We start from the raw sequence: 19184 nt of genomic DNA, 5'->3' as shown, positions 1-19184 counted from the left end.
TTTAGTCTTTTCTCTTTTTTCTTGCTTCTTTTCTCTCAAATTAAAAAAAAATGGAAAATAACAAAGAAATGAGAACGTGGTTGAATGATTTTAATTTGCCACATCCAATTGTAATCGCTGGGCCATGTAGTGCCGAAACCGAAGAACAAGTATTGAAAATTGCACACGAATTGAAAGATTCTAAAGTGTCTATTTTTAGAGCGGGTATTTGGAAACCAAGAACGCGTCCGGGTGGATTTGAAGGTGTTGGTGAAATTGGGTTGAAATGGTTGCAAAAAGCCAAAGCTGAAACGGGTTTGTTAATGGCTGTTGAAGTGGCTAATGCGGCTCACGTAAAATTAGCTTTAGAATATGATATCGACGTGTTGTGGATTGGGGCACGCACCACCGTAAATCCATTTGCCGTTCAAGAAATTGCCGATGCATTGCAAAATACTAATAAAATTGTATTGGTAAAAAATCCAGTAAATCCTGATTTAGCGTTGTGGATTGGTGGTGTAGAACGTTTGTATAATGCAGGAATTAAAAAATTAGGCATCATTCACAGAGGATTTTCAACCTATGAAAAAACCAAATACAGAAACAATCCGGAGTGGCAAATTGCCATTGACTTCCAACATAGATTTCCCGATTTGCCTTTGATTATTGATCCATCACACATTACAGGAAATCGCGATATGATTTTTCAAGTGACGCAAGAAGCCTTGGATTTGAATTACGACGGAATGATTATTGAAACCCATATTGATCCCGATAATGCTTGGAGTGACGCCGCCCAACAAGTTACGCCAGAGCGTTTGAAGAAAATTATTTTCGATTTGACCATCAGAAAAGAAACCGATGATGCCGACGATTACCAACAACGATTGAATGTGCTTCGTGGAAAAATAGATGAATTTGATGTGAAATTATTGGATGTTATTGGTAAAAGAATGAAAGTTGCCGAAGATATTGGTGCTTTGAAAAAAGAGAAAAATGTAGCCGTATTGCAAAACAAACGTTGGAATGAAGTATTGGATAAAATGATCTTAGAAGGAAGCCAAAAAGGACTAAGTGAAGCGTTTATAGTGCAATTTTTTAAAGCGATTCACCAAGAAAGTATTACGCATCAAGAGAAAATATTTAATCAATTATAAATATTGAATTACGAATTATGTATTGTAAATTAGTTGTAATTTTGCCATGCATAATTCGTAATTTTCAATTCAAAATTAAATATGACTGGACTAGTTTATAAATCGACCGGAAGTTATTACACTGTAAAGACCGAAGACCATCAGGTTTATGAATGCCGTATTAAAGGCAAGTTCCGCATGAAAGGTATTAAAAGCACCAATCCGATTTCGGTGGGTGATGTGGTTGATTTTGAATTGGATACTACTACGGATGAAGAAATCGGGCAAATTCACAACATTCACGATAGAAAGAATTACATCGTAAGAAAATCGGTGAATCTTTCCAAACAAACACACATTATTGCTTCTAACATTGATGTCGTTTTTCTATTGGTTACCATCAACAATCCGCCAACAACGACGAGTTTTATGGATCGTTTTTTAGTTACAGCGGAAGCCTACGGAATTGAAGCAGTGATTGTTTTCAATAAAATTGATACCTATGACGATGCTACTTTAGACGAACAATTGTATTTGCAACATGTGTATTCTGAAATTGGGTATACCTGTTTGCGTGTTTCGGCTAAAGATGGAAAAGGATTGGATGCTCTTAAAGAAATGATGACTGGAAAAGTATCTATGTTTTCAGGGCATTCGGGTGTTGGAAAATCGACTTTGGTGAATGCTTTAGAACCCAATTTAGATTTAAAAACCAAAACCATTTCGGAACAAAGTAAGCAAGGGCAACACACTACGACGTTTGCAGAAATGTATGATTTATCTTCTTTTGATGCCAAAATTATCGACACACCAGGAATCAAAGGATTTGGTATTGTGGACATGGAAAAAGAAGAAATTGGAGGTTATTTTCCTGAATTTTTCAAATTGAAAGACCAATGCAAATTCAACAATTGCTTACACAAAGAAGAACCGCATTGCGCCATTAAAAAAGCATTAGAAGAAGATAAAATTGCGTGGTCGCGATACAACAGTTACCTCAAAATCTTAGAAGGCGACGACGAACATTACCGACAAGATATTTACAATGACGACCGAATTGCGAGTGATGAAACACGAAAATAAGTTGTTTCAAAAATCAATTTCAAAAGTCAATTTCAAAAGTCAATTTCAAAATTCAACTTCAAAATTCAACTTCAAAAGTCAATAGTTTTGTCATTCTGAGGAACGAAGAATCTCATAAAGAAAACAAACCAATCACTATGAAAGCAGTATTACAGCGAGTATCAAAAGCATCAGTTGAAATAAACAGTAAGGTAGTAGCTAATATTAATCTTGGATTATTGATTCTAATCGGAATTGAAGATGCCGATACTCACGAAGATACTGTTTGGTTAACATCTAAAATTGCCAATCTTCGTATTTTTGGTGATGAAAACGAGGTGATGAATCTTTCTGTCAAAGATATTGATGGAGAAGTGATTGTAGTGAGTCAATTTACACTTCATGCATCTACCAAAAAAGGCAATCGTCCTTCCTATATTAAAGCGGCTAAACCCGATATAGCAATTCCGATGTACGAAAATTTTGTAATTTTATTAGAAAAAGAAATTGGAAAAAAAGTGCAAACAGGTCAATTTGGTGCAGATATGAAAGTGACTCTTTTAAACGATGGTCCTGTCACCATTATCATTGATACAAAAAATAAAGAGTAAAATGTGTTTTATTTAAATAAATTCTTATTTTTGGATAAACCAAGCCAAAATGAGACATTTAATTTACCTGCCTATTCTGCTATTTTTTTTCAATATTACTTCTGCTCAAAACAGCGAATATTCCTCACTTTTAATTCCAGAAAATCTTAAAGAAAATGCCAACAGCATTGTTAGAAATCAATCGATTGATATTGATATTCTTTCACAAAAATCGATGGTTATCAAGACGTATAAAGTAGTTACAGTTTTGAATTCTAAAGGATTGAGTAATGTGGATGCTAAAGAATATTATAGTAATTCTGAAAAAATAACGTTCATTCAGGCTACTATATATAATGCTTTTGGAAGAGAAATCAAAAAAATTAAAAAAAGTGATTTTAAAGATCAAAGTGTAGCTGATGGTTTTTCAATGCTCACTGATGGGCGATTTCTTTTTCTGGATTACACCCCAACTGATTATCCATTTACGGTCGCTTTTGAAAGCGAAACTAAAACACCAAATACTGCTTTCGTTCCAAGTTGGAGTCCCATTGATGATTATTTTGAAAGCGTTCAGAAGTCGGAAATTAAAGTCCATTTTCCTTCCGATTTAGGATTTAAGTATAAAGAAATCAATCTCGAAGGAAAAGGAGTGGTAAAAACCGAATTACCCGGTAATATTACGTTTAAAGTAGAAAATATAGCTGCTGAAAAACCAGAAGATTTTTCCCCATCATCTGATAAAATTCTACCAACAGTGAAGTTTGGATTGGAAAAATTTTACCTTGAAGGAGTTGAAGGAACAGCAAAAACATGGGAAGACTTTGGCGCATGGACTTACAATTCTCTTTTAAAAGACACTGAAGAATTACCTGAAGAAACCCAAAATAAAATAAGAGCGTTGGTTGGTACTGAGACGGATCCTATCAAAAAAGCAAAAATAGTGTATCAATACGTGCAAGACAAAACCCGTTACGTAAGTATTCAATTAGGAATTGGCGGTTGGAAGCCCATGCTTGCCAAAGATGTTGATCGTTTGGGGTATGGCGATTGTAAAGCCTTAACCAATTATACTAGAGTTCTTTTGAAAACTATAGGTGTAGAATCGTATTACACAGAGATTTATGGGTCAACGGGAATGAAAGATTTTCAAAAAGATTTTGTAGCCATGCAAGGCAATCATGTTATATTGGCATTGCCTAATAAAGATAAAATGCTGTTTTTAGAGTGCACAAGTCAAACGTTACCTTTTGGTTTTCAGGGAGATTTTACCGACGACCGATATGCACTATTGGTTAAACCTGAGAAAGGAGAAATCATTAAAACCAATCAATATTCTGAAAAAACCAGCTCGCAAATTTCAAAAGGAAATTATGTTCTTGACTTAGAAGGAAATATTACTGGAGCAGTTAAAATAAAGTCCAAAGGCATTCAATACGATAATATTTTCGCTCTTGAAAGATCGGCAAAAGAAGAAATTGATGAACATTACAAATCTCATTTTTTCTGGATTAATAATTTGAAAATGGAAAAAATAAAGTTCAACAACAATAAAGACGAAGTTGAATTTACGGAAGATTTGCAAATTAGTGCTGCGGGTTATGGCAAAAATAACGGTGGTCTGATGATGCTTCCAATCAATTTGTTCAATCAAAATTCTAACATACCACAACGGTATCGTTCTCGAAAAAACCCATTCGAGATTTCTAGAGGATTTTACGATGAAGATGAGATTGAGGTAACTATTCCTGAAGGGTTAAAACTAGATGCCAAACCAGAAAATACAGAAGTGAAAGATAAATTTGGCACCTACAAAATGGAGATTATTGTGGTGAGTCCCAATACACTTTTATACAAACGTTCATTACTTATCAATAAAGGATTTTACGATAAATCGGAATATGAGAATTACCGAAAATTTAGAGAGCAAATTGCCAAAATTGATAATTCAAAAATAGTTTTAACCAAAAAATAAAAGCCATGAAAAAAATCGCATTTGCACTACTATTCTTTGTAATAGTATTTGGAAACAGTTATGCCCAAAAAAGAGAGTTAGGAAATGTTACTGTAGACGAATTAAAAGAAAAAGTACATCCTAAAGATTCTTCTGCGGTTGCTGCTGTCCTTTTTGAAAAAGGTAGAAGCTATTTTGAATACAATCAAGAAGAAGGTTTTAGAGTGATAACTGAAGTTGAAGTTAAACTTAAGATATATAAGAAAGAAGGCTACGATTGGGCCAATAGAACTGTTTCTTTTTACATAGGTGGTGGCGTTAGTGAATCGGTTTCTTTTGCTAAAGCAGTAACCTACAATCTTGAAAACAATCAAATTGTAAAATCGAAACTTAAAAGTGATGGAGAATTTGTTGAAAAAGTGAATAAATTTTGGTCTCGTAAAAAAATATCGATGCCCAATGTAAAAGAAGGATCTATTGTAGAATATAAATACACCATTAGGTCTCCGTATATTTCTACATTACCAGAATGGAATTTCCAATATTCAATTCCAGTAAGTTATTCAGAATATGAGACTTTAATACCCGAATATTACATTTATAATACCTATCGCAAAGGTGCTTTACAACTTATTGAAACCAAAGATGCGACCAATAAAACAGTAATGATTGTCGATAAAGAACGCTCAATGCAATCCATTCGAAGCGGAGCTCAATCGGGAATAAAGAGTACTACAAGTGAATTTAGATACATCGAAAATAAAACAAAATTTGTTTTGGAAAACGTTCCAGCTTTAAAGGACGAATCATTTGTAAACAATATTGATAATTACAGGTCTAGTGTGCAACATGAACTTTCTGAAAAAAGGTTGCCACAAGCAATTGCAGAGTTTTATTCTACTACTTGGGAAGATGTCACCAAAAAAATATACGAGAGTGAAGATTTTGGGGATCAACTAAATAAGGACAACTATTTTGAAGGTGATGTTAAGACGTTATTACAAGGATTGACTACAGCAGAAGAAAAAATAGCAACCATTTTCTCTTTTGTACAATCTAGAATGAACTGGAATAAATACAATAGTTATTCTTGTGATGATGGGGTGAAAAAAGCCTATCAAGACAAAACAGGAAATTCGGCAGAAATAAATTTAATGTTGGTTTCTATGCTGCGTTATGCACAATTGGATGCCAATCCAGTATTGGTTAGTACACGCGCCAATGGGATATCACTTTTTCCAAGTCGAACAGCCTACAATTTTGTTATCGCTGCCGTAAATATTAATGAAAACCTTATTTTGTTGGATGCAACAAGTAAAATCGCACTTCCCAATATTTTACCGGTTAGAGATTTAAATTGGTTTGGACGAATCATCAGAAAAGACGGTACGTCAGATTTGGTTGATTTAATGCCAAAAACACTATCCTATGATGTGGTTAATATGTTAGTAACTATGGATGATAAAGGACAAATTTCGGGTAAAGTTAGAGAGCAATATCTAGACCATAGTGCCTTGCGTTTCAGAGATAATTTAGGAGGATTAACTAAAGATGCTATCGCAGAAAAAATTGAAAAACAATTCAAGGGAATTGAAATTGCAGATTATGAATTGTCTAATTCTAACATATCAGAACCAGTTGTGGAAAAATATGCGGTTACAAGTTCCAACGTCAGCGAAATTATTGGGGATAAAATTTATTTTTCACCGATGCTTTATTTGGCTACTACCGAAAATCCATTTAAACAAGAAACACGAGAATATCCTGTAGATTTTTCCTATCCTTTTAGAGATAAATACATGATTAATATTACCATTCCAGATGGATATACGGTAGAAAGTACGCCCAAATCTATTGCAATTGCTATGGATATGAAATACGGTGCTTTTAACTACACGGTTACGGTAATGAATTCTCAAATTCAATTGTCTGCTGTTTTAGATATTAATACGTCTATTATTGCTCCAGACGATTACAATACCTTAAAAGAATTTTTTAAAGTTGTTGTAGAAAAACAGAATGAAAAGATAGTATTAAAGAAAATATAAAGCAACTATGAAAAAAGCACTATTTGTCATATTCGTTTTTTTTTGTTTGAGCAGGGTATCAGCTCAAAATTTCGAATTAGATAAAGTAACCAAAGAGCAATTGTTACAAAAAGTGCATCCTAAAGATACTTCGGCTGCTGCTGCTATACTCTTTAAAAAAGCACATGTTATTTATAATTATAGTGAGAAAAAGGGTTTTACTACTACAACAGAGTTTTCTATAAAGCTTAAAATCTATAAAAAAGATGGGTTAAAGTGGGCCAATTTCGAGATTCCTTATTATGTAGGGTATACTGAATTAAATGATGAACAAGTTAATATCTTAAAAGCCACTACTTATAATTTAGAAAATGGGAAGATAGTAAAACAAAAAGTCTCAAGCGAAAGCAAATTTAAAGAAAAGGTAAATGAGTTGTGGGAAACTAAAATGGTCACATTTCCCAATGTCAAAGAAGGCTCAATTATAGAACTAAAGTATGAGTTCAAATCAGAAAATTTATCTGAATTGCCTGTATTTCAATACCAATATCAAATACCAGTAGATTATGCACAATTGCTAACCGAAATTCCTGGTTTTTATTTGTACCAAGCCATGAAAGCAGGCTATGTTGATGTGAGTATGAATGATAAAATTGAAGATGCCTCGAGAGAGTATATGGACGAAGGACATAATACACGATATCTTACTTACCAGCAAATAAAGACAATTTACGAAGTAATGGATGTACCTGCTTTGTTAGAAGAAGATTACGTTAGTAACATTAACGACTATTATGGTAAAATTGAACATGAATTAAAAACGATTCAATATCCAAATGAACCTGTAAAACAAATTGCCACATCATGGGAAAGTGTTGCGAAGTCGATCTATGAAGAAAAAAATTTTGGTGGCGAACTGTTGAAAATTGATTATTTTTTACCTGATTTAAAAAAGATAACCGATAAAACAGAATCCAAAGCCGATCGTCTCAAACAAATTTATGAGTATGTAAAAAACAAAATGAATTGGGACAACAAAAGAGGCTATTATGTCATTAAAGGTGTAGAAAAAGCCTATGCTGAAGCTACAGGAAATGTTGCCGAAATCAATCTCATGTTGACTTCAATGTTAAAAATGGGTGGTTTAGAGGCAAATCCGGTTTTATTAAGCACACGTGATAACGGAGTAGCTTTGTTTCCCAATCGCTCTAAGTTCAATTATGTAATAGCATCGGTAGAACTCGATGGAAAGCGCTATTTGCTTGATGCTACGAATAAATATGGTACGATAAATAATCTTCCAACTAGAGATTTAAACAACAAAGGACGCTTAATTAACAAAGACGGTTCGTCGGAAGAGATTAATCTGATGCCCGAATATAATTCATTGTATAACATGAATCTTATTGGTGCTATTGATGCCGATGGTGTTATTACAGCTCAAGTTAAAGAGCAATATTTTGATTACAATGCCCTGCGATTTAGAACCAATTATTCAGGTGTTTCCAAAGAAAGTTATATTGAAAATCAAGAGAAAAGAAATCCCGGACTTGAAATCAGTAATTATGAATTGAAAAATGACAAATCGGTTTATGAACCTGTAATTGAAACTTATTCTATTAAAAATAAAAATGCAGTGGAACTCATTGGAAATAAAATCTTTTTTTCACCAATGTTATATTTTGCGATGACTCAAAATCCGTTCAAACAAGAAAACCGATTGTACCCTGTTGATTTCTCATTTCCGTCTAAAAATAAATACGCATTCACGATCACCATTCCAGAAGGCTATCAAGTAGAAAGCATGCCCAAACCAATAGCGATAGGAATTGACAATAAATACACAGCCTTTAATTATGCAGTTGTCAATAATGATAAACAAATCAGTATTACCGTAACTTTTGATGTAAATGCCTCGGTAATTCCATCAGAACATTATGAAGGTTTAAAACAGTTTTATAAGCTTATGCTTGAAAAAGAAAACGAGAAAATTATATTAAAAAAGATCTAGATGAGTAGGTTTAATCACTGTTTTACATTAAATTTTTATTGGTTAATTGTCTTGTTGGGATGTTCAATAAGTTCTGCTCAAAATCACGAATTGGGTAAAGTAACGATAGATGAATTGAAAGAAAAAGTGCATCCTATTGACTCTACAGCATCTGCAGCAGTATTATTTACCAAGGGAAAAGTTAGTTTTGAGTTAAATGAGAGCGATTATACAATGATTACTCAAGTTGAGGTTAAAATAAAAATTTACAAGAAAGAAGGATACGAATGGGGTAATGAAAAAATACCGTTTTATATTGGTGCTTCGGCAAGAGAATCTGTAGAATTTTCAAATGCAGTAACTTATAATTTGGTTAATGGTACTATTCAAAAAACAAAAGCAAAACCAGAAAATGAATTTGTAGAAGAAATTAATAAATCGTTTCAGGTTAAAAAAATTTCAATGCCAAATGTTAAAGAAGGAGCTATCATAGAATATAAATATACCATTAGAACGCCATTTATTACTAATATTAGAGATTGGCAGTTTCAAAAAAAAATACCCGTTAATTACTCCGAATTCACGACGGATATTCCAGAGTACCTTATATTTAATGTGTTCAGAAAAGGTTCGGCTGTTTTTGAAGAAACTAAAGATAAAATAAGTAAATACATCAGTATTTCTCAAGATCATTTGTCTTGGCAATACAAAAGAAGATTACAATACAATCCATATACCCATGATGTAGATCAAATTAGCTACATCGATAATCGTACTGTTTATAGTCTTAGAAATGTCCCTGCATTAAAAGAAGAATTATTTGTCAATAATATAAATAATTATGCTTCTGTTGTAGAGCACGAACTGTCCGGAATTAACTTGCCCGATGCTTCTTTTGAAAGCTTTTCAGTAACTTGGGAAGATGTAGCCAAAAAAATTAATGAAAGTGAATATTTTGGCGACCAACTTAACAAGACTAATTATTATGAAGATGATTTAAAAAATGTCTTGTCTACTTCACTCACTAATGAGGAAAAAACTGCCGCTGTATTTAAGTATGTTCAATCAAGAATGAATTGGAACAAACGTTTAAGTTACTATTGTTATGAAGGGGTCAAGAAAGCGTATCAAGATAAAGTGGGAAACTCGGCCGAGATAAATTTAATGTTGGTTTCTATGTTGCGACAAGCCAATCTTGAGGCCAATCCGGTTTTAATAAGTACAAGATCTAATGGTATTTCTCTTTTTCCAAGCAGGTCAGCCTTTAACATTGTTATTGCATCGGTTCTCATTGATGGTAAATTGGTGTTATTGGATGCGACTAGTAAATATGCAACACCAGGAATGTTGCCCATCCGAGATTTGAATTGGTTTGGCCGATTAATAAAGAAAGACGGAACCTCAGAAATGGTCGATTTAATGCCAACAACAACCTCCTATGATGTGGTAAATATGATAACCAGTATAGATGTTACTGGACAAGTAAAAGGTAAGATTAGAGAGCAATACCTTGATTATAGCGCTATAGAGTACCGAGAAAAATTAAGCGAACTGAATCAGAACGAGGTTATTGAAAAAATAGAAAAAAAATACAATTCGTTAGAGATTGAAAATTTTGAATTGACTAATAATACTACTACCAATGAGTCAGTTGTGGAAAAATATGATATTAAAACTAATGGAGCAACCGAAGTTTTGGAGGGCAAAATTTATTTCTCACCAATGATTTGCTTTGCCATGAGCGAAAATCCATTCAAACAAGAAACCAGAGCCTATCCGGTAGATTTTTCATTTCCTTTTCGTAACAAATTTACAAGTACCATCACTATTCCTGAAGGATATCAAGTAGAAAGTCTTCCAAAATCTATTGCTATTTCGATGGAAATGAAATATGGCACATTTAATTATACGGTAACCAATACAGAGTCTCAAATACAATTAACAGCTGTGCTTGAAATTAAAACTTCCATAGTACCTCCAGAAGATTATGATATTCTAAAAGAATTTTATAAAGTAGTTGTAGAGAAAGAAAACGAGAAAATCGTACTTAAAAAAATCTAATTTACCGCTTTCAAACCAATAAAAAGAACTATTATCTGCCATGCTTTCCTAATTATATTTATATTTTTGTGGGATTGTTTTTCGAATTAAAAAATAAACTCATGGATTTAAAAAATTCCCAACTAGACGTAGACAACTGGATTAAAAACCACGGCGTTCGCTATTTTAACGAATTGACCAATATGGCGCAACTTACCGAAGAAGTAGGTGAAGTAGCCCGAATTATTGCGCGTCGTTATGGGGAACAATCGGAAAAAGAATCGGATAAAAACAAAGATCTTGGTGAGGAACTAGCTGATGTGGTTTTTGTGGTCTTGTGTTTGGCAAATCAAACAGGAATCGACCTTCAAGCCGCTTTTGATAAAAAGATGGATTTGAAAACCAACCGCGATCACGACAGACATCACAACAACGAAAAATTGAAATAATTGTGAATCTCAAAGTAGAAAAGTCAAAAGTCGAAAGTCGAAAGTTGAAAGTTCAAATAACAGGAAGTAAATCAGAAACCAACCGATTGTTATTGTTACAAGCGCTATATCCTAACATCACTCTAGAAAACACCTCTAATTCTGATGATTCTGAAGTGATGATTAACGCACTTCAAAAATCCTCAGTCTTCAATCCTCAATCCTCAATTGTAGACGTTCATCATGCTGGAACGGCAATGCGTTTTCTAACCGCTTTTTTTGCCATTCAAGAAAATAGCGAAGTAGTTTTAACAGGCTCGTCACGAATGAAGGAGCGACCAATAAAAATCCTTGTAGAAGCCTTAATCCAATTAGGAGCAACTATTACTTACGAAGAAAATGAAGGCTTTCCACCCATAAAAATCATAGGAAAGAAACTATCTAAAAGTCAAGTATCACTTCCAGCCAATGTAAGCAGCCAATACATTTCAGCTCTTTTATTAATTGCTCCAAAACTTGAAAATGGTTTAGAATTAACTCTTGAAGGTGAAATTACGTCGGTTCCTTACATCAAAATGACTTTAGGATTGCTAAATGAAATTGGTGTTGAAACTTCATTTTCAGGAAATGTTATCACAGTGAAATCCAAATTATCCATTGGTAATCGTCAATTATCCATTGAAAGTGATTGGAGCTCAGTATCGTATTTCTATTCAATAGTGGCTTTGTCAGAAGTGGGTACTCAAATCACATTGTCAACCTACAAACAAAACAGCCTTCAAGGCGATAGTGTGTTGGCCGAAATCTATGAGAGTTTTGGAGTGATGACTTCTTTTAATGAAGATAATTCCATTACAATTTCAAAAGCTAAGAACGAGCATTCAGCCGAAGTGAACTTTGATTTAAACAATTCACCAGACATCGCTCAAACCATTACGGTAACGTGTTTCGGATTGGGAATTGGGTGCCATTTAACAGGTTTGCATACGTTGAAAATTAAAGAAACTGATAGATTGGAAGCGCTAAAAACAGAATTGTCAAAATTGGGAGCAAAAATTACGGTAACAAATGATGCTCTAACAATCGAAAAATCCAATAATATAAAGTCGAATATAGAAATAGCCACCTATCAAGACCATCGAATGGCCATGGCTTTTGCACCATTAGCACTAAAAGCTCCACTAGCGATTCAAGACGCTGAGGTAGTTTCAAAATCGTACCCAACCTTTTGGAAGGATTTAAAAACCATAGGTTTTAGTATTTTTGAAGAAGAATAAAACTAAGAAACTTAGATTCTTAAAGCCTTTACACTTCTTTTTCAAAATAAACCGTAAAACACTTGACAACGCCTATCTCACCGTCGTATATTTGCAAACTGAATTTTAAAGGGCTAAGGAAAACAACCTTAAACTTTTAAACTCTTAAACTTTTAAACTCTTTTTAAATGAAATTATCTCATTTTCAATTCAATCTTCCCACAGAATTATTAGCTGAATTTCCAGCAGAAAACCGCGACGAATCTCGTTTGATGGTAATCGATAGAAAAACAGGTACCATAGAACATAAAATGTTTAAAGACATCATTAATTATTTTGGAGAAGGTGATGTAATGATTCTAAACAACACCAAAGTTTTTCCTGCAAGAATGTATGGAAATAAAGAAAAAACTGGTGCTAGAATTGAAGTGTTTTTATTGCGTGAATTGAACGCAGAACAACGTCTTTGGGATGTTTTAGTAGATCCTGCTCGTAAAATCAGAATCGGAAATAAATTATATTTCGGAGATGATGATTCGTTGGTAGCTGAGGTAATTGACAATACCACTTCTCGCGGTAGAACTTTGCGTTTTCTTTACGACGGTTCATACGAAGAATTTAGAAGAAAATTGACAGAGCTAGGTGAAACGCCAATCCCAAAATACATCAATCGTGAAGTAACCGAAGAAGATGCCGAACGTTACCAAACCATTTATGCCAAAGAAGAAGGTGCGGTTGCCGCTCCAACTGCTGGTTTGCACTTTTCAAAACATCTTTTAAAACGCTTGGAAATTAAAGGCGTGAATTTTGCCGAAGTAACCCTACACGTTGGTTTAGGAACTTTTAATCCAGTCGAAGTAGAAGATTTATCGAAACACAAAATGGATTCGGAGGAATTAAAGATTACGCAAGAAGCCTGTGATATTGTAAACAATGCAAAAGCAAACAAAAAGAAAATCTGTTGTATCGGAACCACTTCGATGCGTGCTATTGAAAGTTCGGTTTCGTCTGCAAGAACGCTCAATCCTTATGATGGTTGGACGAATAAATTTATTTTCCCACCTTACGATTTCAGTATTGCCGATTGTATGGTAACCAATTTTCATACACCAAAATCGACGTTGTTAATGATGATTTCCGCTTTTTGTGGCCACGATTTAATGCGTAAAGCCTACGACGAAGCCATCAAAGAAGGATACAAATTCTACTCCTATGGTGATGCCATGTTGATTTTATAATCACTACATATACAAATACAATCTCATCAGCAATGGTGAGATTTTTTTTTGGAGCGAATCGTTCGGGCATTGCTACAATCGCTATTCCTGCTATTCGTCTCGTTAAAAAAACGAGACTACTATCAGAGCTAGTTAGCCATCGTCTTACATAAAAGTCAATTTTCAAAAGCTCTTTTTTCTGTTCTCTTTTTTCTATACATTTACAGCACAAACAATACCCACAATGACATTTCAAAATACACGTGAATTCGCGCAGCAATTGGACGCTCAAGACGAATTAAAAAACTACAGAAACGAATTCATTTTCCCACAACACAACGGAAAAGATGTGATTTACTTCACGGGAAATTCACTAGGATTACAACCCAAACGCACCAAAAAATATGTTGACGATGTCATTAACGATTGGGCAAACCTTGCCGTAGAAGGTCATTTCTATGCTGAAAAACCTTGGTGGGATTACCACGAACGTTTTGCTGCACCGTTGAGTACAATTGTAGGCGCCAAACCTTCAGAAGTTACGGTAATGAATACCCTAACCATCAATCTGCATTTGTTAATGGTGTCGTTTTATCGCCCAACAAAAACACGTTATAAAATCATTTGCGAAGAAAAGGCCTTCCCATCTGATCAATACATGTTTCAATCGCAAGTCAATCACCACGGTTATAAACCAGAAGATGCTATTGTCGAAATCAAAAGACGTGAAGGTGAACACAACATTCGTCTCGAGGATATTCTTTCTAAAATTGAAGAAGTTGGAGATGAATTAGCGTTAGTATTATTTGGCGGCGTAAACTATTATACCGGTCAAGTTTTTGACATGAAAGCCATCACCGAAGCAGGCCATAAAGTTGGGGCTTATGTAGGTTTCGATTTGGCGCATGCAGCCGGAAATATTGCCTTAGAATTACACGATTGGAAAGTAGATTTTGCAGCTTGGTGTTCGTATAAATACATGAACTCCGGACCCGGAAATGCTTCAGGCTGTTTTGTACATGAAAAGCACCATCATGCTAATTTACCACGTTTTGCTGGATGGTGGGGCCACAACAAAGAACGTCGTTTCAAAATGGAACCTTCTTTTGATCCAGTTCACGGCGCCGACGGCTGGCAAGTAAGTAATTTGCCTATTTTGTCTTTAGCGCCATATTTAGCTTCAGTAGAGCTGTTTGCCGAAGTAGGAATGGAAAAATTAATTGCCAAAAGAAACCAAATTACCGCTTATTTGGAATTTATTTTACACCAAATTGATAAAGAAGTTAACAGTACTTTCGAAGTAATTACACCTTCTAATCAAGAAGAAAGAGCGTGTCAATTGTCTGTTTTTCTTCATGGTGAAGGCAGAAGTTTATTTGATTATTTGATGAAAAACGGTGTAATCACTGACTGGCGCGAGCCTAATGTAATTCGTTTGGCTCCGGTACCATTATATACTTCATATGAAGACATGTTTGATTTTGGTCAAATATTAAAACAAGGAATTTTAGCACATCGTTAATAAATAAATTTTTGAGATTTCATAAAATTGGTTTTATTTGTAACCTATTGAAATCTAAAAAACTAACCAATACACCTTATGAAGTTAAAATCTAGCCTTGTTTTACTGCTTTTAGTTGCAACGGTCTTTACATCTCATGGGCAAGTTTCTGATAAAGAAAACGATGCGAGAGCATGGATAACGTCGCACGCTAAAGATTTAAACATTAAATCTTTTCATACCTTTAAATTAAATTTTGTTCGAAAAAGTCTGTCTGGAGAAACCTTGCGTTTTCAACAAATGGTGAATAATGTTCCTGTTTTTGATTCGGAAATAGTGATTCATTTTTCTCCAAATAATGAAATTACATACACCTCAAATACCTATGATGCTACGGTGCTAAACATAGCAACGGTTCCTGCAATTACCAAAGAAGCAGCTATTCAGGCATCTAACACAGCTTTAAAAGTAACTGCCGCTATTTCATACCAAGACTGTAAATTGTATGTGTATAATAAATCGGGTGAAACAAATTTAGTGTACCGAGTATTAACTGATACCGAAAATATCAACGGTAGTTGGGAAGCTATTGTAGATGCTCAGTCGGGTGAAGTGCTGAGCTTGAACGATATTGCACGATATCATATCGAAAAGCCAAAAAAGAAATCGAAAGAGAAAGAAGCACCAAAGCCAACTCAAAAAGAAACGGCTGTGGCTTCACCTAATTTTGTTTCTGGAACCGGAATGATTTTTAATCCAGATCCTCTTTCAGTAGCGCAAGTTGCTTATGGTGGAACGTATGTTGATAATAGTGATGCTTCCAATGCACAACTTACAGCGGCTAGAAGTTCGGTTGTAATTCCTGAGTTAGAATTGGCAGCAGGCGTTTATAAACTTAAAGGAACCTATGCTGAAATTAAAAATTTAGCCAATCCAAACAAAGGACTTTTTACACAAGCTACAACAGATTTTAGTTTTACTCGTGATAATGATGCTTTTGAAGCTGTTAATGCTTACTATCATATTGATAAAAGCATTCGTTATGTAAATGAGACATTAGGGATTGTATGTCGTCCATCGACTAATAATGGTGTGCTTTGGTTCGATCCTAGCGCAGAAAGTGGTGCCGACAATTCACATTATTCTAACGGGCAATTGCATTTTGGTGAAGGTGGAGTAGATGATGCCGAAGATGCCGACGTAATTTTACACGAATTAGGACACGGTTTACACGATTGGATTACCAACGGTTCGCTTTCTCAAGTTAACGGTTTGAGTGAAGGTTGCGGTGATTATTGGGCACTGTCATACAGCAGAAGCTTGAATCAATGGCCATCAACCAGTGCAGCTTATAATTATGTGTTTAGTTGGGATGGACATAATCCATTTTGGGCTGGAAGAATTACCAATTATACGGCTAATTATCAAACAGGTTTAACAGGAACCATTCATACCGATGGTCAAATTTGGGCAACAGCATTAATGAAAATCTATGATGTTATCGGAAGAACCAAAACCGATAAAGCATTTTTAGAAGGATTATCAAATACCAATAGTTCTACTAATCAACAAGATGCAGCAATCGCGGTACGTCAAGCCGGTATTGATATGAATTTTCCGTGTGCCGACATTCAAACGATGACCGATAAATTTACAGAAGCGGGTTATGTGATGCCAGCTGTAGCATTGCGCATTAATTGTCCTGCCGATCAAACGGTGGCTGCCGACGGTACCAATTCCTATACTGTGCCTAGTTATGCGAGTTTATCAAATCCCATCAGTCAAAATTGTAATGCTGTAGTGACACAATCGCCAGCTGTAGGTTCAGTGGTAGCTCCAGGAACCTATACCGTTACCATGACTGCCACTAGCGGAACTACAGCTACATGTAATTTTACCCTAACGGTAACTCCAAATTTAGCCGTAGCTCAGAATGCGAAAGAAAACATTGTAATTTTTCCTAATCCAGCCAAAAATCAAATCACTATTAAAGGCGAGTTTGATACCAAAGAAAGTATCACAATTTACAACTTGTTAGGGCAAAAAGTGATTGAAAAAACAATTACCTCTAACGAAGAAAAAATAGATGTGTCTAAACTGGAAAGTGGTGTATATACTATTTATTTTAATACTTCAAAAGCTTCCTATAAGTTTGTAAAAGAATAAATTTCACACTTAATTTTTAAACCACAACTAATGCATATTTGTTGTGGTTTTTTTATTTCAAAAGCTTCTAAACATCTTTTGCAAAAACCTCATATCCTTAGTACCTTTGCACCTTATTACTTATAAAATGACAAAAGAACAAATTATACAAAATTTTGATCCAAGCCAACCCGGACTTGCAGATGCGACCGTTTTTGGATTACCATTTTCAGCTGAACAATCCGAAATTATTATCATTCCTGTGCCTTGGGAAGTAACGGTAAGTTATGGTGCCGGAGCATCGGAAGGTCCAGAAGCCATATTGGATGCCTCTTTTCAAGTCGATTTGAATCATCAAGATTTTCCTGAATTATGGAAACTCGGAATGTATTTAGCCGAAATTCCAGAATCATGGAAAACCAATTCAGATAAGTATAAAGCATTGGCACAACCCATTATTGAAGCTTTGGAAGAAGGGAAAAATGTAGATGAAATTCCGAATTTGAAAGCCGATTTAGATAGAATTAATGCTGTGTGTCGCGATTTGCATACTGAGGTCAAAGAGACCGTATTGCATTGGATGAATCAAGGTAAAAAAGTAGTGTTACTGGGCGGCGACCATTCTACGCCACTTGGGTATTATGAGGCTTTAGCAACCCAACACGATAACTTTGGAATTCTGCATTTGGATGCTCATATGGATTTGAGAATTGCTTACGAAGGTTTCACGTATTCACACGCGTCTATTATGTATAATGCGCTACAAATCCCACAAATTTCTAAAATTGTGCAAGTCGGAATTCGTGATTTTTGCGAACAAGAAGTTGAAGTAGTACAATCGCAAAATGGAAGAGTTGTAGTGCATACCGATTCTGACTTGAAAAAGGAAACTTTTGAAGGTAAAACTTGGCAGCAACAATGTGATGCAATTATTAGCTCGTTGCCACAAAAAGTGTGCATTTCATTCGATATCGACGGAATGTATCCATGGTACTGCCCAAATACTGGCACACCTGTTCCTGGTGGATTTTCATTTGAACAAGCTACCTATTTATTCAATAAATTAGCCGAAAGAGGTAAAGAAATTGTAGGCTTTGATTTGGTAGAGGTAGCTCCTGGTGAAAACGACGATTGGGACGGAAATGTTGGGGCCCGAATGTTGTTTCATATGTGTGGCGTTTTGGCGAAAAATAATGGGTTGAACACAGGAGTAAAAATCGAGTTCCCAAGAAAATAAAACGCATTTTTAGGTATTCAGAATCTTAGCTTCAATAATTCTATAAACAATTTTAAAAATTGTGTAATACGTTATTGGGTAGACCGCTATAAATTTGTCTCATAATTTAAAACTAAAACTATTATGAAAGCAATTTATTTAATCGCGGTGTCAATGTTAATAGCATCTTGTAAGAACATGAATGATGAAGCACGTACGACAAAAGATACGAAGCAGGAAGTTATCGATTCAATGAATCAAGTAGCGGAGAAACAACGTATCATTGACTCTATGAAAACAGAGGAAGCCAATCGCAATTCCAAAAAAGAAGTAGTTGTAGTGAATCAATCTTCAGGTGCTCAAACTACAGCTGCTCCAGCTAGAAAAAAATGGAGTGGTGCTGCTAAAGGAGCTGTAATTGGCGCTGGAGTAGGTGCTATTACAGGAGCTGTAATCAGTAAGAAAAAAGGTGAAGGAGCCATTATTGGTGGTTTGGCGGGTGCTGGCGTAGGCGCTGGAACCGGTGCTATTATTGATGGAAAGAAAAAATAATTCCAACACAGACATAAAATAACAAACGGTTTATTATCGCAATGGTAATAAACCGTTTTTTATTGATTAAAATTATTGTAGTTTTGATAAG

Annotated in this window: 14 protein-coding genes; all 14 read left to right on the top strand. The window is 34.8% G+C overall.

All coding sequences use genetic code 11. The features are described from left to right. Positions 1-50: 50 nt before the first annotated feature. Positions 51-1136: a chorismate mutase gene (locus ACODSI_RS04875; RefSeq protein WP_488915726.1), complete on the top strand. Its 1086-nt coding sequence runs from the start codon at positions 51-53 to the stop codon at positions 1134-1136. Positions 1137-1217: 81 nt separating this feature from the next. Continuing rightward, entirely contained in the window at positions 1218-2198 is a 981-nt protein-coding gene (gene rsgA, locus ACODSI_RS04870) for a ribosome small subunit-dependent GTPase A (protein WP_488915725.1), read from the top strand. Positions 2199-2335: 137 nt separating this feature from the next. Continuing rightward, on the top strand, positions 2336-2788 hold the full coding sequence (gene dtd / locus ACODSI_RS04865) for a D-aminoacyl-tRNA deacylase (RefSeq protein ID WP_488915724.1): 453 nt from the start codon (positions 2336-2338) through the stop codon (positions 2786-2788). A gap of 49 nt (positions 2789-2837) precedes the next feature. Then, on the top strand, positions 2838-4742 hold the full coding sequence (locus ACODSI_RS04860) for a DUF3858 domain-containing protein (protein WP_488915723.1): 1905 nt from the start codon (positions 2838-2840) through the stop codon (positions 4740-4742). Positions 4743-4747: 5 nt separating this feature from the next. Then, positions 4748-6769 carry a DUF3858 domain-containing protein gene (locus tag ACODSI_RS04855; protein ID WP_488915722.1) on the top strand — a complete coding sequence of 674 codons (2022 nt, stop codon included), beginning with the start codon at positions 4748-4750 and terminating at the stop codon, positions 6767-6769. A gap of 7 nt (positions 6770-6776) precedes the next feature. Further along, the gene (locus ACODSI_RS04850; protein ID WP_488915721.1) at positions 6777-8759 is read left to right on the top strand and encodes a DUF3858 domain-containing protein; all 1983 of its coding nucleotides are present in this window, start codon (positions 6777-6779) and stop codon (positions 8757-8759) included. Beyond that, positions 8760-10799 (top strand): DUF3858 domain-containing protein, encoded by a 2040-nt coding sequence (locus ACODSI_RS04845; protein WP_488915720.1) that lies wholly within the window; start codon positions 8760-8762, stop codon positions 10797-10799. A gap of 101 nt (positions 10800-10900) precedes the next feature. After that, the gene (locus tag ACODSI_RS04840) at positions 10901-11227 is read left to right on the top strand and encodes a nucleotide pyrophosphohydrolase (RefSeq protein WP_488915719.1); all 327 of its coding nucleotides are present in this window, start codon (positions 10901-10903) and stop codon (positions 11225-11227) included. Between the two features lie 2 nt (positions 11228-11229). Beyond that, complete coding sequence (gene aroA, locus ACODSI_RS04835; protein WP_488915718.1) at positions 11230-12483, top strand: 3-phosphoshikimate 1-carboxyvinyltransferase; 1254 nt, start codon at positions 11230-11232, stop codon at positions 12481-12483. A gap of 167 nt (positions 12484-12650) precedes the next feature. Continuing rightward, on the top strand, positions 12651-13700 hold the full coding sequence (gene queA, locus ACODSI_RS04830) for a tRNA preQ1(34) S-adenosylmethionine ribosyltransferase-isomerase QueA (protein WP_488915717.1): 1050 nt from the start codon (positions 12651-12653) through the stop codon (positions 13698-13700). 223 nt (positions 13701-13923) lie between these two features. Beyond that, positions 13924-15201: a kynureninase gene (gene kynU, locus ACODSI_RS04825; RefSeq protein WP_488915716.1), complete on the top strand. Its 1278-nt coding sequence runs from the start codon at positions 13924-13926 to the stop codon at positions 15199-15201. A 78-nt stretch (positions 15202-15279) separates the two neighbouring features. Beyond that, positions 15280-17346 carry a T9SS type A sorting domain-containing protein gene (locus ACODSI_RS04820; RefSeq protein WP_488915715.1) on the top strand — a complete coding sequence of 689 codons (2067 nt, stop codon included), beginning with the start codon at positions 15280-15282 and terminating at the stop codon, positions 17344-17346. Positions 17347-17473: 127 nt separating this feature from the next. Beyond that, entirely contained in the window at positions 17474-18562 is a 1089-nt protein-coding gene (locus ACODSI_RS04815) for an agmatinase family protein (RefSeq protein WP_488915714.1), read from the top strand. 123 nt (positions 18563-18685) lie between these two features. Further along, positions 18686-19093: a YMGG-like glycine zipper-containing protein gene (locus ACODSI_RS04810; protein WP_488915713.1), complete on the top strand. Its 408-nt coding sequence runs from the start codon at positions 18686-18688 to the stop codon at positions 19091-19093. Positions 19094-19184 lie beyond the last annotated feature (91 nt).

This window comes from Flavobacterium sp. FG139 (genome assembly GCF_057809695.1).
This window is presented reverse-complemented; position numbering and strand designations above follow the sequence as displayed.

Bases quoted from the DNA above. Each gene is read 5' to 3' on its own strand.
- rsgA (WP_488915725.1), top strand. From the start codon at position 1,218: ATGACTGGACTAGTTTATAAATCGACCGGAAGTTATTACACTGTAAAG.
- ACODSI_RS04860 (WP_488915723.1), top strand. From the start codon at position 2,838: ATGAGACATTTAATTTACCTGCCTATTCTGCTATTTTTTTTCAATATT.
- ACODSI_RS04845 (WP_488915720.1), top strand. From the start codon at position 8,760: ATGAGTAGGTTTAATCACTGTTTTACATTAAATTTTTATTGGTTAATT.
- ACODSI_RS04855 (WP_488915722.1), top strand. From the start codon at position 4,748: ATGAAAAAAATCGCATTTGCACTACTATTCTTTGTAATAGTATTTGGA.
- kynU (WP_488915716.1), top strand. From the start codon at position 13,924: ATGACATTTCAAAATACACGTGAATTCGCGCAGCAATTGGACGCTCAA.
- ACODSI_RS04820 (WP_488915715.1), top strand. From the start codon at position 15,280: ATGAAGTTAAAATCTAGCCTTGTTTTACTGCTTTTAGTTGCAACGGTC.
- ACODSI_RS04815 (WP_488915714.1), top strand. From the start codon at position 17,474: ATGACAAAAGAACAAATTATACAAAATTTTGATCCAAGCCAACCCGGA.
- dtd (WP_488915724.1), top strand. From the start codon at position 2,336: ATGAAAGCAGTATTACAGCGAGTATCAAAAGCATCAGTTGAAATAAAC.
- ACODSI_RS04850 (WP_488915721.1), top strand. From the start codon at position 6,777: ATGAAAAAAGCACTATTTGTCATATTCGTTTTTTTTTGTTTGAGCAGG.
- ACODSI_RS04875 (WP_488915726.1), top strand. From the start codon at position 51: ATGGAAAATAACAAAGAAATGAGAACGTGGTTGAATGATTTTAATTTG.
- ACODSI_RS04840 (WP_488915719.1), top strand. From the start codon at position 10,901: ATGGATTTAAAAAATTCCCAACTAGACGTAGACAACTGGATTAAAAAC.
- ACODSI_RS04810 (WP_488915713.1), top strand. From the start codon at position 18,686: ATGAAAGCAATTTATTTAATCGCGGTGTCAATGTTAATAGCATCTTGT.
- queA (WP_488915717.1), top strand. From the start codon at position 12,651: ATGAAATTATCTCATTTTCAATTCAATCTTCCCACAGAATTATTAGCT.